This is a genomic window from Anabaena azotica SJ-1 (assembly GCF_047275885.1).
GTDB classification, from domain to species: Bacteria; Cyanobacteriota; Cyanobacteriia; order Cyanobacteriales; family Nostocaceae; genus Trichormus_B; species Trichormus_B azotica_A.
Window position 1 is genome coordinate 2,934,038 of the sequence record NZ_CP178454.1, and the last position, 23,321, is coordinate 2,957,358.

A 23,321-nucleotide genomic window follows, 5' to 3' on the forward strand; every position below is an offset into this window, starting at 1 on the left:
TGTCTCACTAAACTATAAAATCTAATTGATAAGTAAATTTTTTGTAATTTAACTCATCACGACTGATGACTACAAATCAGATATCAATCCCCAAAAACAAATTATGGATGGCGGCTATTAAACCGCCGATGTATAGTGTTGCTATTATGCCTATATGGGTAGGTTCAGCGGTAGCTTTTGCAGAAACTAAAATTTTTAATGGCGTAATATTTGCAGTTTTTATGACTGCGGCGATTTTAATTCTGGCTTGGGAAAATATCAGTAATGATGTTTTTGATGCAGAAACAGGGATTGATAAAAATAAACATCACTCGCTGGTGAATTTAACTGGTAACAAGCAGTTGATGTTTTGGTTAGGAAATTTGTGTTTAGGTTCGGGTTTGTTGGGGATAATTGCGATCGCTCTTTTGCAAAAAGACCCGACTGTAATTGGTATAATTTTGCTATGCTGCGGTTTGGGCTATATGTACCAAGGACCTCCCTTCCGTCTAGGATACCAGGGTTTGGGCGAAATTCTCTGTTTTTTTGCGTTTGGACCCTTGGGAATGACAGCAGCTTACTACAGTCAAACTCAAACTTGGTCTATCACCAATTTAGCAGCTTCTGTGATTGTCGGTATTGTCACCAGCTTAGTTTTATTTTGCTCACACTTCCACCAAGTTAAGGATGACATAGCGGCAGGAAAGCGATCGCCTATTGTTCGCTTAGGTACACAAAAAGGCGCACAAGTCCTAGTTTGGTTTACAGCTAGTATTTACCCCTTAAATTTGTTGTTAGTTGGATTAGGAATTTTCCCAATTTGGACGCTATTAAGTTGGGTAAGTTTACCATTTGCATTCAAATTATGTCGTCATGTTTTAGAAAATCATGATATACCAGATAAAGTCAGTAACTGTAAATTCATTGCCGTTGCTGTACATTTTTGGAGTTGCTTATTATTGGGAACAGGATTTATGCTGGGTTAATGGTTTATCAATTTTCCTATCGTCCTCTTAACAAAAAATTCACTCGTCCTGTAATTACCAATCATGGAATTTGGGAAATTCGTGAAAGTGTAATTATCAGACTTGTAGATACTACAGGTAAAGTTAGTTGGGGTGAAATTTCACCCATTCATTGGTTTGGTTCTGAAACCCTACAACAAGCTTTAGATTTTTGTAATCAACTACCAGCAGAAATTACACCAGAAATAATTTTCGATATTCCAGATAAATTACCAGCTTGTCAATTTGGATTTGAATCAGCATTAGAAAATTTAGCAGAAACCCACGAATCTATAAACTACCAAAATCTTACCTATAGCGGCTTATTACCAGCAGGAAAAGCAGCTTTAGACCAATGGAAAACTTTATGGAGACAAGGATATCAAACATTTAAATGGAAAATTGGAGTTGATGAAATATCCAAAGAAATAAAAATTTTCAATTCACTGATTCAGAAATTACCCAAATCAGCAAAACTGCGTTTAGATGCTAACGGTGGACTTAGCTATGAATCAGCTAAATTATGGTTAAAAATTTGCGAAACTCTAAACAATAGAATTGAATTTATCGAACAACCTCTATCTGTTGATAAATTTTCAGAAATGCTGGAATTAAGTAATGCTTATCATACAAAAATCGCTTTAGATGAATCTGTAGCCACATTACAACAACTTGAAGACTGTTATAAACAAGGTTGGCCAGGAATTTTTGTGATTAAACCTGGTATAGTTGGTTCACCATCACAGTTAAGAAAGTTTTGTCAACAGCATCAAATTGATGTCGTATTTTCATCTGTATTTGAAACTGCAATTGGTAGAGAAGCAGCACTAAAATTAGCAGCAGAATTATCTCAAAATAACCGCGCTGTTGGTTTTGGCATCAATCACTTTTTTACAGAGAAAGACTCAAACTGGCTGAAAAGTTTATGGAACAACCATTAAAATATTTAGAACAACTTAAAAATCACGATTGGTTAATTAGTAAAAATAGCCAAGATTTTTACAAAATAGCCACAGAAATATATTTACAATTATCCCAATTATCAACACAGGAAAAACCACCAAAAATAATTTTAGCTGAACGTGAACCAGTGCGATTCCTAGCCAGTTTCATCGCTGCTTGTGCTGCTAAATGTCCAGTTTTTTTATGTAATCCCGATTGGGGAAAAGATGAATGGGAACAAGTTTTGGATTTAGTTCAACCAGATATAGTTTGGGGACTGGATAATATTAATTTACAACCATCAATTACCAATTACCCATTACCAATTACCAATGCTATTATGATTCCTACAGGTGGTTCTTCGGGTAAGATTAAATTTGCTATTCACACCTGGGAAACATTAATGGCATCTGTGCAAGGATTTACAGAATATTTTCAGTTAAATACAGTTAATTCATTTTGTATTTTACCCCTATATCATGTTAGTGGTTTAATGCAATTCATGAGAAGCTTTATTACTGGTGGTAAATTAGTTATTACTCCATTTAAAGAAATAGAATCTTATCAATTACTAAATATAAATGTTTCAGATTTTTTTATATCTTTAGTTCCTACCCAGTTACAAAGATTGCTGCAAAATCCCCCATTAACCCAGTGGTTATCTCAATTTCAAACTGTGCTTTTAGGAGGTGCGCCGGCATGGGATGAACTGTTAGAAAAAGCGAAATTTTATCAGATCAGGTTAGCACCTACCTACGGAATGACAGAAACGGCTTCTCAAATTGCGACTCTGAAACCTGATGATTTTCTACATGGTAAAATTAACAGTGGTCATATTCTTCCCCATGCCCAAATCACCATTGATAATTTAACAGGAAATCTCCATATTCAAGCTAAATCATTGGCTTTAGGTTACTATCCCCAACTTTGGAAAAATCCAGGTAATTTCTCAGTTGATGATATTGGTTTTTTAGATCCAGAGGGATATTTACATATTATTGGACGCAGCAGCAACAAAATTATTACAGGTGGTGAAAATATTTATCCAGCAGAAATAGAATCGGCGATCAGAAAAACAAACCTGATTATTGATGTTTGTGTAATTGGTATACCTGATAAATATTGGGGACAAGCATTAACAGCTATTTATATTCCTAAACATCCAAATACATCTGCTTTGGAAATTGAAACTCAACTCAAAAATCAGCTAAGTAAATTCAAAATTCCAAAATATTGGATTCCCTTAGAAAACTTACCCTATAACGCCCAAGGTAAAATTAACCGCCAACAAATACAACAAATTGCAGAAGATTTTCTGGTAAATAATACCAATTTGAAAAATGATTTTTACAGATGTAGGTTGGGTTGAGGGACGAAACCCAACACTTCAAAACTTTGTGGATGTTGGGTTTCACTTTGTTCAACCCAACCTACGCATCTGTCGCATTCTTTTATTGAATTAGTATAATAATTTGGCTGTATCTAGTTTGTAGTATAGCTTTTAAAGCTAAAATGCTTGAGATTTACGTTTCAATCCCTAATAGGGATTATTTGAAATTTCAACAAAATGGGTAAAGACCGGATTAGAAAACATCTGGTGTTTCAATCCCTAATAGGGATTATTTGAAATTTCAACGAATGAATTAAGAATGTCAGAGGCAGCGATTAGACGTTTCAATCCCTAATAGGGATTATTTGAAATTTCAACCCCCAAAAGCTTGAACAGCGGTCAAATCGCTGTTGAAGTTTCAATCCCTAATAGGGATTATTTGAAATTTCAACAAGCGGATGAAGATGATAAACCAAAATCAAAAATAGCTAGAGTTTCAATCCCTAATAGGGATTATTTGAAATTTCAACAACCAAAGCGCCAGCAGTAGAAGCGGCAGGGGTGAGTTTCAATCCCTAATAGGGATTATTTGAAATTTCAACCATACACGATATCTATTCTGGCAGTTGAATACCTGTTTCAATCCCTAATAGGGATTATTTGAAATTTCAACTTGAGTCAGAGAAAAGCATTCCCCGCTATTGGGTTTTTAAAAAGGTTTCAATCCCTAATAGGGATTATTTGAAATTTCAACTTCTCTCTATAAGTTCATGTCTTAGTAGTTTGGTGTTTCAATCCCTAATAGGGATTATTTGAAATTTCAACGAAATCATCGCCGGGACTAGGAAGGGACAGCGGGGAAGTTTCAATCCCTAATAGGGATTATTTGAAATTTCAACTCCAATTGTTTGTTAATGATGTCGTGATTTGCTTCGTTTCAATCCCTAATAGGGATTATTTGAAATTTCAACTAGCTATGTGACTCTATACGGTCTATCTTCTCACCTCTACCAGTTGTTTCAATCCCTAATAGGGATTATTTGAAATTTCAACGAAAAATAAATATTCTCGTTTATTGGGGTTTAGGGGAACGCGTTTCAATCCCTAATAGGGATTATTTGAAATTTCAACTTTTGGGTTGAAATATCATCCTGGTTTGGTTCTAAGTTTCAATCCCTAATAGGGATTATTTGAAATTTCAACTCCGCATAATCAGTAATCTCCAGTGAATAGGTTGATGTTTCAATCCCTAATAGGGATTATTTGAAATTTCAACAGGAAGTTGAATCCTTCTTAGCCAGCCACCATAGGTTTCAATCCCTAATAGGGATTATTTGAAATTTCAACGACTTTACAAGACTTCCAAACAGAGAAAACTATTGTTTCAATCCCTAATAGGGATTATTTGAAATTTCAACCCTTTTTCGGTTGATTCTTCCTCAAGGTCACGGTAGTTTCAATCCCTAATAGGGATTATTTGAAATTTCAACTCAGCCCTGCTAACACTCCTATCAGGGTGTTGACGTTTTCTGTTTCAATCCCTAATAGGGATTATTTGAAATTTCAACTTGATTACTTTGGTTGGCGACGGTGCCAACATATTTCAATGTTTCAATCCCTAATAGGGATTATTTGAAATTTCAACTGTAGTTTTATTTCTCAAGGGTGATGGCACTAATGCAAGGTTTCAATCCCTAATAGGGATTATTTGAAATTTCAACCAGCAACAGTTATCCCGCTAATGTACCCGCATTCATTGTGGTTTCAATCCCTAATAGGGATTATTTGAAATTTCAACGAGTAACTGTAGATGATATCAACTGGGTGATAGATAGAGTTTCAATCCCTAATAGGGATTATTTGAAATTTCAACATGAAATAATATCTTTTATAGCCGCACTTTTAGCACGGGCTGTTTCAATCCCTAATAGGGATTATTTGAAATTTCAACTCCGGCGTACCCAGGAAATGGTTAAGTTGCTGCTGTTTCAATCCCTAATAGGGATTATTTGAAATTTCAACGAGCTTTCTTTAGTCCTTTCCCTTTTAGTCTTAAGTTTCAATCCCTAATAGGGATTATTTGAAATTTCAACTCTTGAATATCTCCGGGGCTGTGCAGCATGGTGTTTCAATCCCTAATAGGGATTATTTGAAATTTCAACTTCAACGCTGCTTAGATCCTGTTAGGTTGGCTACCCATGCCGTTTCAATCCCTAATAGGGATTATTTGAAATTTCAACCTGGTGTGTCGCGGATTGGGTCCAAACCAATCTTGCGTTTCAATCCCTAATAGGGATTATTTGAAATTTCAACTCATGGTAAACCATAGTGTCAAGCTGGTTACAACGTTTCAATCCCTAATAGGGATTATTTGAAATTTCAACTCTCGAACTCCTTAACTCTTTACCCTTATATAATGTTTCAATCCCTAATAGGGATTATTTGAAATTTCAACTGTGGGAGGCTGAAAACCTATATATATGTAGTTTTCAAGGTGCGGTTGCGCGGATGGTCTCATAATAGTCCATTTCAGAAATTCTGTCAAGGGTGAAAATAGCTGAAACCCTTGCTGTGTAAGGTGCGCGGATGGATGAACCAAATAAAAGCCTGGAAAACCTTGTCTAGATGAGATTTCAGCCATTTTTTGCTGACTGGGATTTTTTACACCTACCTATCCGCGCATGAGGCGAAGAAAACAGCAAGCGCCAAGGAAGTAAAAGGAGATTGTCAAATTATCTCTTCCCTTGACCTTCTTCTCTCTGCACTCTCTGCGTCTGGGCGGTTTGCTTCCAACCAAGAAATCATCTCATCTGGTAATTCCTGCTTATTTCTACTATTCACATCAATACAGACGTGCCTAGTAATTGCTTTAGCAACTATTACATCATTTACAGTAATTTCATAGCTAATTTCAAATTTATTCATACCTATTTTTTGAGGAATTAAACTAATCATCAATTTGTCACCACAATACATAGGACGTAAAAAATCTACATTGGTATGAACAATGGGAAAAGCGACAAATGGATGAGTGAAAAAATTTTGAATATTTATACCTGAATGCCCTAGAGATTCTTCGTAGGCTTCATGACACATACTTAAAATATTAGCAAAATAAACGACTCCAGCCGCATCAGTATCTGCAAATCTGACAGTTCTTTGATATGTGAAAATCATCTTTTATACTTCCTCAATAAAAACAAAAAGCAGGCATTACACCTGCTCTATAAACTCATGTTACTCTACTTACTAAGGTTAGCAATTTAAGGGGATATAGATATCTTCAGAACTGGGGTTAAGGTAAGGACGCTGGACATCAATTAAATTCTGTGCAAAATGTTGGTCAATGATCCTCATGCGTTCTTCAATGGCATTTTTACCTTTTTCCCAGGCTTCTAATAAGGCATTAGCAACTATTTGACATCGGTTCATGCCAAAGCTTTCCTGTGGGGCAAATTTTTGGCTTGGTGCTTCTGCTAAACTTAGTCCGGGGGCTAAAAATTTGGTAAATAGGGGAATTTCTGGCTGAAAATAAGATTGGTGCTGTTTATAAACTATCTGAAGAATTTTGTGAATGACTGGATAATCTTGTAGTTCAAAGTGAAGTACACCTGCATCATAACGTCCATAGGTTGATGGGTTATACAGAACTTCAAAGCTAAAGGGGATATTGGCGCTGTTAAGATGTTGGGTCAGGCTATCCATGAGTGCGATCGCACCCAATGAACTAAAATTAAAATAAATTCGCCCTACTCCCAAGTTAGCATCTCCTATATCTTGGCGTTCCTGTCCCAGATTACTAACTGCCACATAACAGCCGTTTTGTAAGCGATTTTTAGGCATCCAAATAGCGATTAAATCGCCCACTTTGGCAGATTTTTTACGGGATTTAAGATAACATTCTGGTTCAACATACAATGTTAAATCATTTTTTGTCACCGCTAAACTACCATCAGGTTCTAGGCGCAAAATTTCCCAATTACAATCATAATGACCATTACCATGATTGTGTTGATGTAATTGTTCATAAAAGTCCCAATCAATACCCACATTAGAGTTTTGATCTAAAATTTTATGTGCTGAGTAATTTCCATGATTAGTATTGATTGATAAAGCTGTTTGGAGTGAACCATTATAATAAATACCATGTAGGAAATTTCGCAAAAGTAGGGCTAGATATTTATGTTGTAAATCTGGTGAGTTTTGTTGAAATCTGTTTGCTACTGTAGTCGGTAGAGCAAAAGGTTGATAGTTAGGATGTTGAATACAAAAATTAGGTTCTATTTGGATATTGGCGGCAATATCAAATAAAGAATTTAGGATTTCATTAGTAGAATTGTTTAACATTAATAAATTTGCACCTCCAAATTTATTCTAAATAAAAAGAACTAGAATTACTAACAACCGCGTAGACGAGTTTTTTCATAATAAATCCGCAGTAGTTGCTTTTCTTCCGGTTGAACTATTTTGTGGCAGCCTTTGACAGGTTGCAGGATTTCGGCTTCGGAACTTCCAAAAACAGTTAATACAGATTTTTCAGGACTAATTAACAAATTTTTGGCTACTTCCAACATACAGATATGAGTATTATCAAAGTATTTGCAGCACTCAATCATATTTTGAATTTGATGAGTTAGTGCTAATCCTGTAAACTGAATGACACGCAAAATAAAGTCTTGACGTTCATCTAAAATCTGGGGAAAAGCCAGGAGATAAGCACGAATTACAGCTAACATGGAAGGTTGAATGACTTCTAGGGGTATCATGGCCAAATTTAGAGATTCTTCTAACTCTAAACTGGGATCTACTACCAAACTCGAAAGCCAAATTTTGATGTAACTTGCGAATAAAGTTCCTAAATCAAAAGCTGGATCTCCCCAAGCGCAAGCTTCCCAATCAATTACTCTCATTAAGCAATTATCTAGTTGTTGCCAACGGGAATGTACCAAAATATTGTTTAATTGCAAATCGTTGTGAGTCAAACAGCAAGGCTTCCATTCATAAGCTAAGTCAGCAATTGCTGATTCTAAACTTTCGTAGCTTTGATAGAGAACATGAAACTTGAGTGCTTCAGTGGGGATCTTGCTAAAAATGTCTTGATTAATTGAACCGATACCTTGAGCAGGATTATAGAAGTGATAGCGAAACTGTCCTTGGGGAGCAGTATCCATAAAATCACGATACTCTCGCCGTTGAAAAGTAGAACAATGTAATCCGGCTAGTGTAGTACCTATAGCGGTGGCGATTTCTGTGGGAAAAATACTGTTATTTTCATAAAACTTACCTAGTTCCACATATTCGCTTAAATAACTACGGACAATGATAGAATTTTCTTCATCAAAATGTAGCAATAATGATGCAAGCTCGGAAATATTGCCAAGAACTGGAAATTTTTGGAGTAATTGGTGAAATAGCCACTCATTAAAGAATTGATGGAGATTGCTATCAAAATTCAGACGACGTTCTTGTTTAACCAGGAGTTTACGATTATCTGGGAGATTCACTAATAAATTCCGATTATTACCGCTATTTTCTGGCAACTCAGAGTCATATAAGGTGCCATCTTCTGAGCTACACAGACCTACATTTTGCAGATACTGGATAACATTTTGAGAAGACAGTGATAATATCATGTATGATTTTCCTAGTTTCTTAAGTTGCTGAGAGAATTACTGAAGTCAGAGTTGATTTAGACTAATGATGATTCGGTAGGTAATCACAAGAGAGTAAGCATTAATCACGATTGCTACTATCTAGTAATATCTTATTTATGCCTGCCAAACCTGCCAAAATGGCAAAATAACCTTTATTTTTCCTTTAAAGTATACTGAGAATACCATAAAATCTTTACACGATTGACATTAATAACTCTAGTATATATAGAGTTCTGTGGCTAAATGCTATTGATCGTAAAATTTACTAAATAGTTTATGATTGCTAGTCAATGTTTTTGGCTCTCAGGAAACATCTGTTACCGTTGACAGATGACTGGTGACAGAAAATAGGATTCTATTTTTTGTGTTTATTTTTGATTAATATCCAAATCCCCGACTTCTGTGAGCAATTTATCATTTATGGACACAATAAATAAAAGAAGTCGGGGATCTTACCGCTATTTATTCATGTTTGCTGTAATGTTGTAAAAATTACAGTGTTATTTTATAATATAAATGTACTAATAAATTTACTGGTGTTAAAAATGTATATGCTTACTTAAACATGAATAACCCTAAGAAGCAAAGATTTGATTCACTATTACGGCTAATGTCAGAATCCCGAAAATAATCATCAAGCCTGCGGGCATAAATTTGCGTGTTCTAGCTAGTCTCAAGGCAAAGAAAACTACTAAAATACCAGTAACAACAGCTGCTAAAGTTAAACCCCAGGTTTGTCCCTGAAGTTGACTGTAAGCAGCAAAGATGATCAAAAAACCGCTAATGCTACCACTCAGTAAAGAAACTTTGCTCTTAGCCTGGATATAACCAATGATTCCACCTACTAATGCTAAAATGCCGTAGCCAAAAGCGACAACTATTCCTAAATTCATTGTTACCAATAATTCCTTTACGTTACAAGGCCTCGGTTTTATCCGTGGTATCAATCCCAAATCTGATAGAGTCAGTGGAAAAGTACAGTTGATTGATGGATGATCAAGTGATGTCTACGGTAAATACCTCTTCTTACACCAAAGTCCAATTTTTCCAGCGTCAAGCAGCATCTCTTTTACTTTACCAATCAGTTTTGCAAGGGGAAGTGGCGATCGCATTTCTTGATCTATTACAAGCTATACGTTACAGTGATGCCGATGGGCGGAACTGTCTCCAAGCTTACGGTAATTACTTTCAAGCTTTAGCAGCCAGCAAACAAACTTGGGAAGAATACTTAATTCGTCAAATTCTCATGGCTGACAACCCCTTTACTAGATTAGCTCAACAACGGGCATTTGCTGATTTACCAACCGCGCTGGTGGCGGCAGCCCAAAATGATTTACAAATATTACAAAATTTATACGAGTGTAACAGTGCTGTTTTAAGTGAATGGGTGCAATTTGTTACTCATTTGCCAGTCTCTCCGGTGGTGTGGTATCAAGAATCAGAAAACATAAAAATTTATACAGATTTCATGTCCTCATTTTTACAGTTGGAAACATGGGCTGATGCTGTAGAAAATTTAGCCACTTATTACCAGCAATACGGAACAGGTTTATTTGCACAATATCGGGCTTTTCGCTGGCAAAACGGTAATTTTACTGCTATACCCTATCCTGATCCCGTTAAACTAGATACATTGGTAGGCTATGAGTGGCAGAAAGATACCTTGTTAAAAAATACCAAGTTTTTATTGTCAGGACAGCCAGCATTGCACGTATTACTTTACGGTAGTCGGGGTTCTGGTAAATCTTCTTTAGTAAAATCCTTGCTAAATGAAAATGGTCACAAAAACCTGCGTTTGATAGAAGTAACAAAATCAGAGTTAAAAAACTTACCACAAATTATCGAACAGTTGCGGGGAGTACCACAAAAATTTATCATTTTTGTTGATGATCTTTCCTTTGAGGAAGATGATGATGCTTTTAAAGCATTAAAAGTAGTTTTAGAAGGGAGTTTAACTGCTAGACCACAAAATGTAGTAGTTTATGCTACGTCGAACCGTCGTCATTTAATTCGGGAATATTTTAGTGATAGACCTACCCCCAAGGATAACGAGGAAGTCCATGCTTGGGATACAATGCAGGAGAAGCTTTCCTTTAGCGATCGCTTTGGTCTCACATTAACATTTGAATCAGCAGATCAAAAAACATATTTACAAATTGTTCAGCATTTAGCAGCACAAGAGGGTCTTAATCTCAATCAAGAAGATTTAGAATACAAAGCCTTACAATGGGCAACTCGCCATAATGGCCGTTCTGGACGCACCGCACAGCAGTTTATAGACTTCTTAAAAGCAGATTTATCCCTAGACAGAGAAAATAAAAATAGCCTCTAATTAACCGAATCATCAACTTTTATCAAAAATTATCCCCATCAACTTAAATGACAAGAAAATGTGAAAAATAATGACATTAACAACTACTAATTCGGACAAACTTACTACGCTAAAAACCAGCAATATGCAATCCGCAATAGTCAGCAATAGATTAATTCTAGGTATATTTGCCTTTAGTGTCAGTTTTGGTTTAAGCCTCGTCCCCAACTGGGATTTTACTAAAGCCTTCCTCACAGGCATAATTACCGTCTTAGCAACCTATTCCGCCGCATTATTTGTGGATAAACGGCGTAGAAATTATGAAATGCTAGTTTTAAGTTCCCTCCATAGAAGAATTAGAGAACTGGAAGGATTAAAATATCGAATTGCTAGAGAAATTAAACAAGTAGAAGAACATAAAACCATCCTTTATACAGAATCACAACAACTGCAAAATCAGATCGCCGAATGTCGTAATCAAAGAGATAGTCTTCATCGAGAGCTAGGAAGCCTCGCCGCACAAAAAAAGCAGTTAGAATTAGAAATTAATAATTTCACAACCGAACTGCATCAACTACAAAATAATACAGAAGAACTTAATAATTCTTGCTCTGAACTCGCAGCAGAAAAACGCCGTCTAGAACTAAATTGTAACGTATCGCGTTCAGAAATTACCCAACTTCAAGCCCAAATTGAAGCCTTCAAACAAGAAAAACAAGAAATAGAAAATAACCTAATTCTCATCAATCGACTCAAACCCCAACTAGACGAAAAACTTTATGAACTGAGAATCGAAATTCACGAATTAGAAATCAAAGTAGCCAATCAAAATAACTTACTCGCAGATACAATCACCGCCAGAGAAAATCTCGAAAATATTCTCACCGACTTACACACCAAAAAACAAACACAACAATCAGAAATTAGCCAATTACAAAATCAAATCTCTTTATTACAAGATGAGCGCGACCTGTTGCAAAACCAAGTTTGGGAATTACTCCAAAACATGGAAACTCTCCATCAAGATGCATTAACCGAAAACACACAAGAAGAAATTGAATTATTTCCTTTTGATGAAATACTAGAACCCATAGATTCTCCCAGTCCTACTTCAGATAATTTACCACCAGAATGGAATAACTTTCTAGAAAAACTGCCAACAAACCAAATTCACGTATTAAAAGCCATAGTTGCTCAAGATAATCCCAAGGCTATTATCAAACAAATCGCCGAAGAACATATCACCATGCCAAATTTATTAATTGATGCTATAAATGAAATTGCCAATCATACCCTTGGCGAACTAATTATAAAAACAGATGCAGAAATTCCCGAAATTTATCAAGAGCATATACCAAATGTGAAAAAAATGATAACCAAGCATGAAGAATTAATTACTCAATCCTAAACAATTCAGCATAATCATATTACTAAATAGCTTACATATCTGATATAAATTTAGAATTTTAGATAGTCAAAATCAACCAATAACATATATCCCAACGGTATATGATATACTAGCTATTTGTAATATAGATTAAAAATCCAGTAATGTAAACTACATGACAAAGCTCAAAATCTCGAAAAAAGTATCCACTGCTTTAATTAATTCACTAGGCGCAGGAGTAGTACCCAGAACAGGAATTGAACATATAGCAGTAGGTCGAGAAAAAGAACTAAATAGCCTATTACAAAATCTCAACGATATTGCAGAAGGTGTAGCAGCATTTAGATTTATAATCGGTAACTACGGCTCAGGAAAAAGCTTCATGCTACAAATGATTCGTAACCGCGCAATGGAGCAAGGATTTGTAGTTGCTGACGCTGATTTATCCTCTGAACGCAGACTAGCAGGAAGCCGCAATGAAGGTTTAGCAACCTATCGAGAATTAATGAGTCATCTCGCTACAAAAACCCGTCCTGATGGTGGTGCATTAGTTTCTATATTGGAAGGATGGATTAATAAAATCCAGCAAGAAGTAGCTAAAGAAACCGGAATGCGACCCAATGATGAAGGTTTTGATGACAAAGTAGAAACAAAAATTCGAGAAGTAATTCAGTATATTGAAGACTTAGTTCACGGCTTTGATTTTGGTAGCGTCATCATAGCCTATTGGCGGAGTTATCGCTTAGACGACGATGAATTAAAAAATGCCTCTTTACGGTGGTTAAGGGGAGAATTTAACACCAAAACCGAAGCTAAAGCAGCTTTAGGAGTGCGCGTCATCATTGATGATGAAACCTGGTATGACTATATCAAACTATTAGCTAAATTTGTCGCCGAAATCGGTTATAAAGGACTATTAATCTTAGTAGATGAATCTGTAAATTTATATCAAATTTCCACCACAGTTACTCGTGAAAAAAACTACAACAGACTTTTAGCAATGTTTAACGATACTATGCAATGTAAAGCTGAACATCTAGGTATCTTTGTCGGTGGAACAACAAAATTTTTAGAAGACCCAAATCGCGGACTATTTGCAGACCCAGCTTGGCGCAGACGCACCAAAGAAAGCAGATTTGTTACCCAAGCCAATGTACAGGAATACATAGGGCCTGTAATTCGTCTCAACCCCTTAACGGAAACAGAAATTCTCACACTTTTACAGCGTTTAACAGAAATTCACGCAATGAATTTTGGGTATGAACAAATATTGAAAAATAGTGAGTTAAAAGAATTTGTTCAAGAAATTATTACTCGCTTAGGTGCAGAATCATTATTAACACCAGGAGAAATAATCCGCGACTTTATTAGCGTATTGAATGTTATTTATCAAAATCCAGAAATTAAGTTCACTGAATTAATTCACGGTGCTAATTTTAAACCAACCCTAGCAGGTCAAAATGGTGATTTAGATGATGATGTAGCCGAATTTAGTTTGTGAGAAGTTATACTTTTCTATTTATTTAACCGCAGAGACGCAGAGGAAGAGAAAGACGAACATCTGCTAGTCTATTGAGTAATTTGTTGTTTGCAATGTGTTACTCTTTAGTAATTGGTAGACCTAGCCAATCATTAAGTTCATTTGCTAACCAATCCAATTCTATGGTACTAACAGAAAACATATTATTTTGACTGGTATGAATTTCATACTTTGTCAGTCCCGCCCAAATAATTAAGCAAGGGTGAGGAGCGAGATTATAATAGATATTACTGCGCTCCAAACGAATAATATTTTTTCTGTTACTTGGAAGTGGATGATAGCGCCTCATTCCAAATAATTCATGACATAAAGAAATTTCTCGTTTATCAATATACAGCCTTTTCTTGCCAAATAAGGACACAAGGATGATACCAAATAACAGGAACGTACCCAATACAGGTGAAAAAAAGGCAAACAGCACAGAAAGCGGTAAAATAGTCATAACATACCAAACAGACATTCTTCCTTTTGGGGAAATAAAAATTTCTATAAAATCAGCATTTTTATTTACAATCACCCTACTACCAAAAGGCTTTTCTAAAATTAAATTAGATGCTTTTACTGGAGTATGAATTTTGTGGATAGGTAGTTGTAAAGCTTGTAAAGCCTGTTGAGCAGAAGCCAAACGTTTACTCAAAATAGGCTGTGTCATCTTCCGCAACCAATGACTAAAATCAGGGCTAATATTAGCTGCTTGTTCAAATTTTATCACTAAATCTTGTTGCGGTAAATCTGCTGGATGCTGACCTGTAACCAAATAAATTAAAGTTGCACCTAAACCATAAAGATCAGAAGCAGGAGTAGCTTTACCACTAAATTGTTCTGGTGGCATATATCCATAACTACCAACCACAGTCATGGTACTAGTGCTTCTCACAATAGTCTGCACCGAACCAAAATCAACTAAATAAACATCACCAACACTATTACCAGAGCGATTTGTTAATAGTATATTGCTAGGTTTAATATCACGATGAATTACAGGTGGTTTCTGACTGTGTAAATATTTAAGAATCTCTAGTAATGCTATTGCTAACTGTTTAACTTCTTCTTCACTAAAACTGCGTCCTGCTTTCAGTTGTGTTTCCAAAGATTCAGCAGCAATATAACTTTGTACTAATGCAAATCCTTTGTAGGTTTGTGTATCTAATTCAAAATAATCTAAATAGCGGGGAATAGCAGGATGAGAAAGTGATTTGAGAGTTTCGGCTTCGCGTTCAAACAGCTTTAAATCGTGCCATTGAAACTCATCATCAAAGGTCAGTAGTTTAACTACTACTAGTTCTTGGGTTTGTAAATCACGAGTTAGCAGCGTCCTCCGTCCTGCCTTTTTACCCAGTTGCTGCTGCATTTCATAGCGTTCTGATAGCGTCTCTTTGGCAAAATCACCTAAATTTTGATTTGTCATTTTGCTAACGTCACAAATTCGTTACTTTTATAACTTGACTTCCTGTTACTAGATTACTGTAAGCTTACTGAGGTCAGCAACTATCGTGAAACACAGTATTCTGTGATTATTCTTTCATCTATGAATAACAGCACATTTTCTAAACTTGCATCCTTTATCCAAGAATACATTTATCTTCATAATTGGACAGAATTAAGACCAGTACAAATTGCTGCGTGTGAAGTCATATTTAACACCGATGCTCATTTACTAGTTGCTGCGTCCACCGCTGCGGGAAAAACGGAAGCAGCATTTTTACCAGTTTTAACGTTATTACAAGAAAACCCCGCTACCACAATAAGCGTATTATATATTAGTCCCATCAAAGCTTTAATTAATGATCAATTTGCACGCCTGAATGACTTATTAAAAACGGCAGATATACCTGTATGTTCTTGGCATGGTGATGTTGGTCAAAGTCACAAAAACAAACTTTTAAAAAATCCCCAAGGTATTCTACAAATTACACCGGAATCTCTAGAAAGTTTATTAATTAACAAACAGCAGGAATTAATTAAATTATTTGGTGATTTGCGTTTTATCATTATTGATGAAATTCACGCCTTTATGGGTTCAGAAAGAGGTTGTCAAATTATTTGTCAATTACAGCGGTTAGCAAAATTTACCAAAACTCAACCCCGCCGCATTGGTTTATCCGCAACTCTCGGTGATTACTCAATGGCTGAAGAATGGTTAAGTTCAGGAACAGATAAACAGGTAATTACACCAAAAATTGAAGCGGGAAACCGCCAAATTAAATTAGCTATAGAACATTTTTTTATTAATAAAGATGTAGAAACATCAGATTATGAACAATATATTTTCAATATTACTAAATCTCGTAAATGTCTAATCTTTGCTAACAACCGCACCCAAACAGAATCTATTATTTCTTCTTTGCGGCAAATAGCCAAAACAGCAGGATTTCCAGATATATATCATGTCCATCACGGTAGTATATCTGCCAGTTTGCGACAAGCCGCTGAAAATGCCATGCGTGAACCTCATACTCCGGCTGTAACTGCTGCCACTTTAACTCTAGAATTAGGTATAGATATCGGTCATTTAGAAAGAGTAATTCAGTTAGAATCACCTTTATCTGTTGCTAGTTTTTTACAAAGATTAGGAAGAAGTGGCAGAAGGGGAGAATCTGCGGATATGCGTTTTATTTGTGCAGAAGAAAAACCATTAGCAGAAACTTCATTAGCAGAACAAATTCCCTGGCAACTTTTGCAGTCTATCGCTATTATTCAACTTTATTTAGAAGAACGTTGGATTGAACCAATTCAGCCCATTAAATATCCTTTGAGTTTGCTTTATCATCAAACAATGAGTATTTTAGCCGCAAGGGGGGCAGTTTCTCCTGCTGCTTTAGCTCAACAAATTTTTAGCTTATCACCATTTACTAATATTTCTCAAAGTGATTACAAGTTACTGTTAAACTATTTAATTGATATTAATCATATTCAAAAAACTGAACATGGTAAATTAATTATTGGTTTAGCTGGTGAAAAAATAGTTAATAAATTTCAATTTTATGCCGTCTTTGCTGATAATCAAGAGTATGTAGTCAAACAAAATGGAACAGAGATTGGTAGTATTGTCACACCTCCGTCCGTGGGTAATCAATTTTCTTTAGCGGGAAGAAGTTGGGAAGTTTTAGAAGTTGATTTCAAAAAGAAAGCTATTTTTGTCAAGCAAGTTGAGGGGAAAGCCAGTATTTATTGGCGTGGTGGTAGTGGTAATATTCATACCAAAATTTTACAACGAATGCGTCAGGTTTTGTTAGAAGATACAGAATACAGTTATTTACAGAAAAATGCTCAATCCCGTTTGCAGGAAGTTCGCAAATTAACACAAAAAGCCGGATTAGATAAACAGAATATCATACAATTAGAAAAAAACAAATGCTGTATATTTCCTTGGATGGGTACTGTGGCTTACCGTACCTTAGAAAGATTGCTTAATTGCTTTTGTCGAGAATCTTTGGAAATCAGCAGTATTGGTGGGACAAATCCCTATTATTTGACTTTGAAATTAGGTAAGGATAAATTCTCTTCTGTTTATCCAGAAATAGCTTCTTTATGTGAGCAAAGAATTACCGCAGAACATTTAGTTAGTCATGCAGAAGCGCCAGAGTTGCAAAAATATGATCAGTTTATTCCCCACGAACTTTTAAGGAAAGCGTTTGTTAATGATTATTTAGATATGGAAGAAATGAGGCGGTTAGTTTCCTTGCAAATAAAAATGAATGAGTGATTGTAAATTAGTGTTAAACATTTCATATTTATTCTTGAGTTAATTTATCTATTTAGTATCATTTTACAAAAACTCAAGTTGATTTTTCATATCTTCTAGTTCAAGAGTTTCCCAAATCAGAATTAAAGTATTTAAAATCTCACCTATTGAACGGCGTTTCCCCTGCAATACGTAATTCCTGCATGAGTTATACCACTACGATGAAGGATGACAAAATCATCATCATGAGTAATCAATATCCGGTTTTCAGATAAAGCAAAAGCAATTTGTTCTCTGTCTGATACACCAATTAATCCGGCTTCTGAAGTTGTAGTAACATTGTCAATTATAGATTCTGCTTTGGATTCTAAATTATCCAAGAATAGCAATGAGCCTATTATTAGGATTACAATACTGAAAAGGAAAAATTTTCTGATCATTACTATTTTTGTGTAGTTCTTAAAATCCAAATATAGCTGACGTGAATTCTACAATGAAACCAAGGAGAAATCCAGCTAACCATAGACTGAATACTAATACTAATGCTCCGATTAACTGATTGATCATATTGATATCCTCTCTGTAATAGGGTTTTCCAACTTCAAACTCGCGTTTATTTATACCCACCCTACACCACACACCCAAACCTGAAAAGCGGAAAAAAGCGGATCGCAAAAAAAATTACCAAAAAGACGGAAAAAAGCTGATAAATACGGATAAAGTCTGCTAAAATTACTTATGTACCTTTATATTCCTAAATATGCAGGTTAACGAACTACTACAACTTGTAGATGAGGCTGTTTATCTCAACACAGGACAGCATCTGAATGACTTACAACGTGGAGTTATTGAGGGAACACTAAAGCATCAAAAGTATGCAGATATAGCCGAAAATTGTGGTTGTAGTGCCGGTCATACCAAGGATGTAGGTTACGAACTTTTGCAAATGTTATCTGATATTTTTGATGAACCAGTTGATAAAGGTAATCTTAAATCTGTTCTGGAACGACAGGGAAATGTGAATCTTTTTTAGGTGATAAAAGTATTAATCAAAATATAATTGGCTGTATAAATATTGGTTCTAAACAACCTAAAAATAAATCAGATAAAAATCATTCTATAAATACTAAATTACAGCAGCGTAAAAAGAATAAAGCACAAATAGAAAAAATTGATAAGTTACGGTATTTTGGTTTAAGTGATGAGCAAATTGCAGAGGCGCTAGATTTACCTTTGGAGGTTATCAAGCAGGTGGAATAGGACATTATTTAATTAGAACAAAATTAAATTAAATCCTCTAAATCATCCACAGTCATAGGTGCTTGAGAAGCATGGCGAACATATAAAACAGATACTATATTTTCTCTGATTGTAAACAGCACTCTGTAAATATTTTTAGATTTACCATAAAGCAATTGACGAACTTGTTCAAAAAAATCTCATGTTCAACTGCTAAAGCACAACGTTGGGGTTTATCTTGTAAGGTAGCAATAGCATTCATCAATCCCCGAAACCAGGTGTCAGCAAATTCAGGATTACGTTTTCGATACCAACGATATGCTTGCTCAATCTGTTTTTCAGCAATTGGAGTAATTTCAACTTGAAATGTCATATTTCTTTTGCATTTCCTCAATAAAATCTGTAAGAGGACGAGTTTGGCCACTGTTGAGTTCTTCAAAACCCTGCTGAATACCAGCAATAGTTTCCAAATGCTCAATTAATTGGCGTATCTTGCTAGGGTCAATTTTACCAGGATCGAGAAAAGTAATGAGAACCTGGGTGCTATTATTGACATTTTCGGGAATTTCGGTAAATTCAATCTGTCCGTCTCGATAAATACCTTCGACTGTTTTTAGCATAAGTCTTGTGGTGTTAATCATTTTTTTATTATACCACGATTATTAATACATCTGTTCATAAATCATCTTTGCTGAGTCATTGCCATCACATTTGCAACAGTTAATTCTAAAATGTTACCAAGGGTGGGGAGTGCATCATGATCAGCATAAATAAGAGGTAATTCTTGATTTTCCCACACCCAAATTTGCTTTCTTTGAATATCAATGAGCCAAGCAAGCTGTGTCCCGTTACTCAAGCAGTGGAGGATTTTGTGTTGTATGTCTAAGGTACTTTGATCGGGGGAGCGAATTTCAATTAACCAGTCTGGTGAACCTTGTAGCGATCCATCTTCATCAGTAAGACGATAGCGAAGCGCTGCTGCAAGCAGATCGCTCTTAACAACCGAAATATCAGCTACAGGAGACATGGGAGGTACGATACAGCGGAGTTCTTGGATAGCTTCGTAGGTGGTAGTTTGGCTGTTGATGGCGTTAACAAGGTTACGTTGGAGGCGCGAATGAAACAGCGTTGGAATGGGTTTTTGCTGGGCTTTTCCCTGGATAAACTCCCAAGCAGGAGAGGCTTCAATATTGGGTTGTTGAAGAAAATTGTCTAATGGGTTGGTGAGGGTAGGAGATTGTATAGTTGCCTCAGCATTACGAAAAAATATTTTATCTATTGTTCACATCTTTTGGAAATTCAGTAAATTCAATCTGTCCGTCTTGAATAAATTCAAAATGGAATTGACATAATTTGATTATCCCATTCTTCAGCATTGGAAACTTCCCAAACTAAGATAATGGCTTCAATTGCTTCACTAATTGATAAACTCTGGGAAAGAATCAAAACTCCTGCACTACTTTGGGACATGATAAATTTACCAAACTCAGCGGGCATTGTTTTTCTGTCATGGGTAACAAGAATTCTGCCTTCCTGTGCTGCTATTGCTAAGACTGCTGGGTCTTTTTTACCTTCTAAGTTTGCTATGTATGCTGATTGAAAATCAAGGTTTGGTTGCCTCCGTATTGTGCCAGTAACAATCGCTTGTTTGAGGTCAGCATCTGCTTGAAATCGAATTAATGTCATGCTTTTTGTTGCTTCTGTATTTGAGCAGTTTTTAACTTCTGATATAGAAGCGGATTCTTTTCTCTAGCAGATTGTTGTAACTTCTCAAACTCTACCTCACCTTGTTTTAAATAAGCATCAATTACTTCTTTGTTAGCAAGATAGAATGCTATAGCGCCATATACTTGTTCTAGTGACAATAAGGGAAAGTTTTGGGCTATAATTTCTGGCGCATCTCCATTGAGAAAACTATATACAATTGAATCTAGGGAAATTCTCGTTCCCTCTATCCAATAACCTTCATTTCGCTGTTCGATATATTGTTTGGTTTGCGTTGCTGCTAATGTCATAGGGTTAATAACTACTATTTACATAAAAACTTAGATGAATTCGTAAATTTTGATTATAACACAATATAAAAACCCAAGCTAAGTAAAATTATATAGATGCTCAACTTTTCTTATCTTCCTACCTATTACATTTTGTATTCCCACATACAGAAAATAAAATCCTAAAACAAAATAAAGAAATCGGTTTTTTAACTACCAAAACTCTACACTAATAATAGTAACAGCAAATACATAAAACGTATATTTCCTGTCATAAATGCGACGTTTTTGAGCATAAGAGTACAACTTAATATATCTCAAAATATCTTGCCTAAATCGCTGTAAGTCTCACAGGTAAATAGATTTATCTTGAGTACAAAAAACCTCAAACCCTACCCCAAAAATACCAGTACCCCTGTGATAAAAAGCTAGTACCCTTACCCCAACAGAAAATGTAAACTTCTGTTAAATAGGGGTTTAAACCTATTGAGTACAATCGTAATAAATTCAATAAATCCAATCGGTATCTGTGGTTTTGTTTGCTTTCGAGTCACCTGATATAAGCAGAAAAACACAACATGGCTCTTTTAACCAGACAGTACCGATGCAACAGTCTTTAGACAGTATTAGTCAAACCCAAACTGCAATTACAGACTTGCGGAAAAATCAACGTCCTGGCGGTTTTTTTGAGCCATTAATGAGTGATTTTGGCATCATTTTTGAGCGTGATCCAGCCGCACGTAATTGGTTAGAGGTGATATTTTGTTATCCTGGATTTCATGCTCTTTGTTTTCATCGTCTCGCGCACTGGTTACACATCCGTAAAGTGGGTTTTATTCCTCGTTTAATTTCCCACTTGGGAAGGTTTTTAACAGGAATTGAAATTCATCCAGGTGCAGAAATTGGTAAAGGTGTATTTATTGATCATGGCATGGGTGTTGTGATTGGTGAAACTGCCATTGTGGGAGATTATGCACTTATTTATCAAGGTGTAACTCTGGGTGGAACTGGGAAAGAAAGCGGTAAACGTCATCCAACTTTAGGTAATAACGTTGTTGTGGGTGCGGGTGCGAAGGTTTTGGGAAATATTCAAATTAGCGATCGCGTGCGTATAGGTGCAGGTTCAATTGTGTTACGTGATGTTCCTCCAGATTCCACTGTTGTGGGTATTCCTGGCCGCATTATTTCTCATAAACAAAGCAAACGTCTTTCTCCCCTAGAACATGGCAAGTTACCCGATGTAGAAGCGGGAATAATTCGTTCCTTGGTTTCCCGAATTGAGAAGCTAGAACAACAACTACAAACCCTAAAGAATCAACACCAGGATGAGGATCATTGAATTATGCTGTCACTTGGTGAACAAGTTTTGCAGATTCCTTTAAGTGATAGATGGCAAATTTATCACCGTTTGCAAGAATTAATGATTACTTGTTCCTGTCCTCCGGATGGTTCTTTGCGAGTACAAGTCAATAGTTTGCAAGAAGCAATACTTGTCCGCAGTACAGTCATGCAATTTTTAGCTTCTCGTTGTGAGTTGGTGGAATGGTTAGAAGGTTGTTGGAGTCACAGTTAAATCATCTTCAATTCAAATCCAACATCCACCATCTCAAATTGGCATTAATGAAGACAATTTCTAACTGAAAAAATGTCTAAACAATACAATATGAGAGGAAAATTGATGATGTAAGCATAATTTACTCTCCAAAAAACTCCAAGTTATTGTTCACTCACAAAAGAGCTTGCCGAAAGCAAGAAATTAACCTAAGCTTAGGTTTCACTTACTCTGCTAAATCTCAGATTTCTCTGACATATTTCATTCCTAAACAGAGTGAAGTTATTAAGTATCCTTGGGGTTAGCATTTTGTAATTTTGTCTAGTTTGGTATTTTCAACGTCAGATTATGGTACACCGAAACAGCGATAAACAGTTACTTCAATTTTTGCATAATGAACTGGAACTTTCAAAAGCGGATATTGCTGTTGCTTTGCGACACCGCGAATTAGATAAAGGTCCCATCCCTATGCTGCTTTGGCAATATGGCTTCATTAATTTAGAACAATTAGAACAGATTTTTGATTGGTTAGCAGAACACGCTTAAACAATTAAAAATTCAAAATTAAAAGTTAAAAATGCTATGGAATAAGTTTTTCATCTAGTTTTAGATGTCGGTTAAAATTTCTACACTTAGACGTGAAGCGACTATTTGTGAAATATAAATTGCTTATACCACCTAACAATTATCTTAAAAAGTTGAGG

The 23,321-nt window shown here is 35.7% G+C and carries 22 protein-coding genes and 1 CRISPR repeat array; of the genes, 11 read left to right on the forward strand and 11 right to left on the reverse strand.

Features of this window, described 5'->3' with window-relative positions; genetic code table 11:
- Window positions 1–65 precede the first annotated feature (65 nt).
- Genes menA through ACLLO5_RS12880 form a run of 3 tightly spaced genes read left to right on the forward strand, consistent with a single transcriptional unit; the run spans window position 66 to window position 3,294 of the window.
- Window positions 66–965 (forward strand): 2-carboxy-1,4-naphthoquinone phytyltransferase, encoded by a 900-nt coding sequence (gene menA / locus ACLLO5_RS12870; RefSeq protein WP_413175856.1) that lies wholly within the window; start codon window positions 66–68, stop codon window positions 963–965.
- Window positions 965–1,924 carry an o-succinylbenzoate synthase gene (locus tag ACLLO5_RS12875; protein ID WP_413175857.1) on the forward strand — a complete coding sequence of 320 codons (960 nt, stop codon included), beginning with the start codon at window positions 965–967 and terminating at the stop codon, window positions 1,922–1,924. The genes menA and ACLLO5_RS12875 overlap by 1 nt, the downstream gene beginning before the upstream one ends.
- Window positions 1,909–3,294: a 2-succinylbenzoate--CoA ligase gene (locus ACLLO5_RS12880; RefSeq protein ID WP_413175858.1), complete on the forward strand. Its 1,386-nt coding sequence runs from the start codon at window positions 1,909–1,911 to the stop codon at window positions 3,292–3,294. Before ACLLO5_RS12875 ends, ACLLO5_RS12880 begins: the two co-directional genes overlap by 16 nt.
- 158 nt (window positions 3,295–3,452) lie before the next feature.
- Window positions 3,453–5,710: a CRISPR direct-repeat array (repeat unit 37 nt; unit sequence GTTTCAATCCCTAATAGGGATTATTTGAAATTTCAAC).
- Window positions 5,711–5,982: 272 nt separating this feature from the next.
- Here ACLLO5_RS12880 and ACLLO5_RS12885 read toward each other — a convergent pair.
- The 4 genes from ACLLO5_RS12885 to ACLLO5_RS12900 form a co-directional block, all read right to left on the reverse strand.
- A complete protein-coding gene (locus ACLLO5_RS12885; protein WP_413175859.1) occupies window positions 5,983–6,432 on the reverse strand; it encodes an acyl-CoA thioesterase in 450 nt (149 codons plus the stop codon).
- Window positions 6,433–6,510: 78 nt separating this feature from the next.
- Complete coding sequence (locus tag ACLLO5_RS12890; protein ID WP_413175860.1) at window positions 6,511–7,602, reverse strand: T3SS effector HopA1 family protein; 1,092 nt, start codon at window positions 7,600–7,602, stop codon at window positions 6,511–6,513.
- A 50-nt stretch (window positions 7,603–7,652) separates the two neighbouring features.
- On the reverse strand, window positions 7,653–8,888 hold the full coding sequence (locus tag ACLLO5_RS12895) for a phosphotransferase (RefSeq protein ID WP_413175861.1): 1,236 nt from the start codon (window positions 8,886–8,888) through the stop codon (window positions 7,653–7,655).
- Between the two features lie 596 nt (window positions 8,889–9,484).
- A complete protein-coding gene (locus ACLLO5_RS12900) occupies window positions 9,485–9,802 on the reverse strand; it encodes a TMEM14 family protein (protein WP_413175862.1) in 318 nt (105 codons plus the stop codon).
- Between the two features lie 110 nt (window positions 9,803–9,912).
- On the opposite strand from ACLLO5_RS12900, the gene ACLLO5_RS12905 reads away from it, so the two are divergent.
- From ACLLO5_RS12905 to ACLLO5_RS12915, 3 genes are all read left to right on the forward strand, one after another.
- Window positions 9,913–11,241, forward strand: a complete 1,329-nt coding sequence (locus tag ACLLO5_RS12905; protein ID WP_413175863.1) for an ATP-binding protein — start codon at window positions 9,913–9,915, stop codon at window positions 11,239–11,241.
- Window positions 11,242–11,311: 70 nt separating this feature from the next.
- On the forward strand, window positions 11,312–12,628 hold the full coding sequence (locus ACLLO5_RS12910; protein ID WP_413175864.1) for a tellurite resistance TerB C-terminal domain-containing protein: 1,317 nt from the start codon (window positions 11,312–11,314) through the stop codon (window positions 12,626–12,628).
- Window positions 12,629–12,782: 154 nt separating this feature from the next.
- Window positions 12,783–14,108: an ATP-binding protein gene (locus tag ACLLO5_RS12915; protein ID WP_413175865.1), complete on the forward strand. Its 1,326-nt coding sequence runs from the start codon at window positions 12,783–12,785 to the stop codon at window positions 14,106–14,108.
- 97 nt (window positions 14,109–14,205) lie between these two features.
- On the opposite strand, the gene ACLLO5_RS12920 is transcribed toward ACLLO5_RS12915, so the two are convergent.
- Window positions 14,206–15,555: a serine/threonine protein kinase gene (locus ACLLO5_RS12920; RefSeq protein ID WP_413175866.1), complete on the reverse strand. Its 1,350-nt coding sequence runs from the start codon at window positions 15,553–15,555 to the stop codon at window positions 14,206–14,208.
- Window positions 15,556–15,675: 120 nt separating this feature from the next.
- Between ACLLO5_RS12920 and ACLLO5_RS12925 the strand changes: the two genes are divergently transcribed.
- Window positions 15,676–17,853 carry a DEAD/DEAH box helicase gene (locus ACLLO5_RS12925; RefSeq protein WP_413175867.1) on the forward strand — a complete coding sequence of 726 codons (2,178 nt, stop codon included), beginning with the start codon at window positions 15,676–15,678 and terminating at the stop codon, window positions 17,851–17,853.
- Between the two features lie 143 nt (window positions 17,854–17,996).
- Here ACLLO5_RS12925 and ACLLO5_RS12930 read toward each other — a convergent pair whose 3' ends face one another.
- Window positions 17,997–18,212, reverse strand: coding sequence for a DUF5615 family PIN-like protein (locus ACLLO5_RS12930; RefSeq protein ID WP_413175868.1), 216 nt, complete (start codon window positions 18,210–18,212; stop codon window positions 17,997–17,999).
- Window positions 18,213–18,592: 380 nt separating this feature from the next.
- Between ACLLO5_RS12930 and ACLLO5_RS12935 the strand changes: the two genes are divergently transcribed.
- Window positions 18,593–18,865, forward strand: coding sequence for a hypothetical protein (locus ACLLO5_RS12935; RefSeq protein WP_413175869.1), 273 nt, complete (start codon window positions 18,593–18,595; stop codon window positions 18,863–18,865).
- A gap of 321 nt (window positions 18,866–19,186) precedes the next feature.
- On the opposite strand, the gene ACLLO5_RS12940 is transcribed toward ACLLO5_RS12935, so the two are convergent.
- The 5 genes from ACLLO5_RS12940 to ACLLO5_RS12960 all read right to left on the reverse strand — a co-directional run bounded on the left by ACLLO5_RS12940 (window position 19,187) and on the right by ACLLO5_RS12960 (window position 21,086).
- A complete protein-coding gene (locus ACLLO5_RS12940) occupies window positions 19,187–19,444 on the reverse strand; it encodes a type II toxin-antitoxin system RelE/ParE family toxin (protein WP_413175870.1) in 258 nt (85 codons plus the stop codon).
- Window positions 19,428–19,691 carry a hypothetical protein gene (locus ACLLO5_RS12945; RefSeq protein ID WP_413176078.1) on the reverse strand — a complete coding sequence of 88 codons (264 nt, stop codon included), beginning with the start codon at window positions 19,689–19,691 and terminating at the stop codon, window positions 19,428–19,430. The genes ACLLO5_RS12940 and ACLLO5_RS12945 overlap by 17 nt, the downstream gene beginning before the upstream one ends.
- 62 nt (window positions 19,692–19,753) lie before the next feature.
- Entirely contained in the window at window positions 19,754–20,350 is a 597-nt protein-coding gene (locus tag ACLLO5_RS12950; protein ID WP_413176079.1) for a Uma2 family endonuclease, read from the reverse strand.
- Window positions 20,351–20,403: 53 nt separating this feature from the next.
- Window positions 20,404–20,757: a DUF5615 family PIN-like protein gene (locus ACLLO5_RS12955; RefSeq protein WP_413175871.1), complete on the reverse strand. Its 354-nt coding sequence runs from the start codon at window positions 20,755–20,757 to the stop codon at window positions 20,404–20,406.
- Window positions 20,754–21,086 (reverse strand): DUF433 domain-containing protein, encoded by a 333-nt coding sequence (locus ACLLO5_RS12960; RefSeq protein ID WP_413175872.1) that lies wholly within the window; start codon window positions 21,084–21,086, stop codon window positions 20,754–20,756. Before ACLLO5_RS12960 ends, ACLLO5_RS12955 begins: the two co-directional genes overlap by 4 nt.
- Before the next feature lie 583 nt (window positions 21,087–21,669).
- Between ACLLO5_RS12960 and cysE the strand changes: the two genes are divergently transcribed.
- The 3 genes from cysE (at window position 21,670) to ACLLO5_RS12975 (ending at window position 23,163) form a co-directional block, all read left to right on the forward strand.
- The gene (cysE, locus tag ACLLO5_RS12965) at window positions 21,670–22,404 is read left to right on the forward strand and encodes a serine O-acetyltransferase (protein ID WP_413175873.1); all 735 of its coding nucleotides are present in this window, start codon (window positions 21,670–21,672) and stop codon (window positions 22,402–22,404) included.
- A gap of 3 nt (window positions 22,405–22,407) precedes the next feature.
- Entirely contained in the window at window positions 22,408–22,638 is a 231-nt protein-coding gene (locus ACLLO5_RS12970) for an Asr1405/Asl0597 family protein (protein WP_413175874.1), read from the forward strand.
- 327 nt (window positions 22,639–22,965) lie between these two features.
- Complete coding sequence (locus ACLLO5_RS12975; RefSeq protein WP_413175875.1) at window positions 22,966–23,163, forward strand: DUF2949 domain-containing protein; 198 nt, start codon at window positions 22,966–22,968, stop codon at window positions 23,161–23,163.
- The last annotated feature ends 158 nt before the right edge of the window (window positions 23,164–23,321 follow it).

Excerpts from the sequence above, each read along its gene's own strand:
- menA (WP_413175856.1), top strand. The coding sequence starts at position 66 with ATGACTACAAATCAGATATCAATCCCCAAAAACAAATTATGGATGGCG.
- ACLLO5_RS12875 (WP_413175857.1), top strand. The coding sequence starts at position 965 with ATGGTTTATCAATTTTCCTATCGTCCTCTTAACAAAAAATTCACTCGT.
- ACLLO5_RS12880 (WP_413175858.1), top strand. The coding sequence starts at position 1,909 with ATGGAACAACCATTAAAATATTTAGAACAACTTAAAAATCACGATTGG.
- ACLLO5_RS12885 (WP_413175859.1), bottom strand. The coding sequence starts at position 6,432 with ATGATTTTCACATATCAAAGAACTGTCAGATTTGCAGATACTGATGCG.
- ACLLO5_RS12890 (WP_413175860.1), bottom strand. The coding sequence starts at position 7,602 with ATGTTAAACAATTCTACTAATGAAATCCTAAATTCTTTATTTGATATT.
- ACLLO5_RS12895 (WP_413175861.1), bottom strand. The coding sequence starts at position 8,888 with ATGATATTATCACTGTCTTCTCAAAATGTTATCCAGTATCTGCAAAAT.
- ACLLO5_RS12900 (WP_413175862.1), bottom strand. The coding sequence starts at position 9,802 with ATGAATTTAGGAATAGTTGTCGCTTTTGGCTACGGCATTTTAGCATTA.
- ACLLO5_RS12905 (WP_413175863.1), top strand. The coding sequence starts at position 9,913 with ATGTCTACGGTAAATACCTCTTCTTACACCAAAGTCCAATTTTTCCAG.
- ACLLO5_RS12910 (WP_413175864.1), top strand. The coding sequence starts at position 11,312 with ATGACATTAACAACTACTAATTCGGACAAACTTACTACGCTAAAAACC.
- ACLLO5_RS12915 (WP_413175865.1), top strand. The coding sequence starts at position 12,783 with ATGACAAAGCTCAAAATCTCGAAAAAAGTATCCACTGCTTTAATTAAT.
- ACLLO5_RS12920 (WP_413175866.1), bottom strand. The coding sequence starts at position 15,555 with ATGACAAATCAAAATTTAGGTGATTTTGCCAAAGAGACGCTATCAGAA.
- ACLLO5_RS12925 (WP_413175867.1), top strand. The coding sequence starts at position 15,676 with ATGAATAACAGCACATTTTCTAAACTTGCATCCTTTATCCAAGAATAC.
- ACLLO5_RS12935 (WP_413175869.1), top strand. The coding sequence starts at position 18,593 with ATGCAGGTTAACGAACTACTACAACTTGTAGATGAGGCTGTTTATCTC.
- ACLLO5_RS12940 (WP_413175870.1), bottom strand. The coding sequence starts at position 19,444 with ATGACATTTCAAGTTGAAATTACTCCAATTGCTGAAAAACAGATTGAG.
- ACLLO5_RS12945 (WP_413176078.1), bottom strand. The coding sequence starts at position 19,691 with ATGCTAAAAACAGTCGAAGGTATTTATCGAGACGGACAGATTGAATTT.
- ACLLO5_RS12955 (WP_413175871.1), bottom strand. The coding sequence starts at position 20,757 with ATGACATTAATTCGATTTCAAGCAGATGCTGACCTCAAACAAGCGATT.
- ACLLO5_RS12960 (WP_413175872.1), bottom strand. The coding sequence starts at position 21,086 with ATGACATTAGCAGCAACGCAAACCAAACAATATATCGAACAGCGAAAT.
- cysE (WP_413175873.1), top strand. The coding sequence starts at position 21,670 with ATGCAACAGTCTTTAGACAGTATTAGTCAAACCCAAACTGCAATTACA.
- ACLLO5_RS12970 (WP_413175874.1), top strand. The coding sequence starts at position 22,408 with ATGCTGTCACTTGGTGAACAAGTTTTGCAGATTCCTTTAAGTGATAGA.
- ACLLO5_RS12975 (WP_413175875.1), top strand. The coding sequence starts at position 22,966 with ATGGTACACCGAAACAGCGATAAACAGTTACTTCAATTTTTGCATAAT.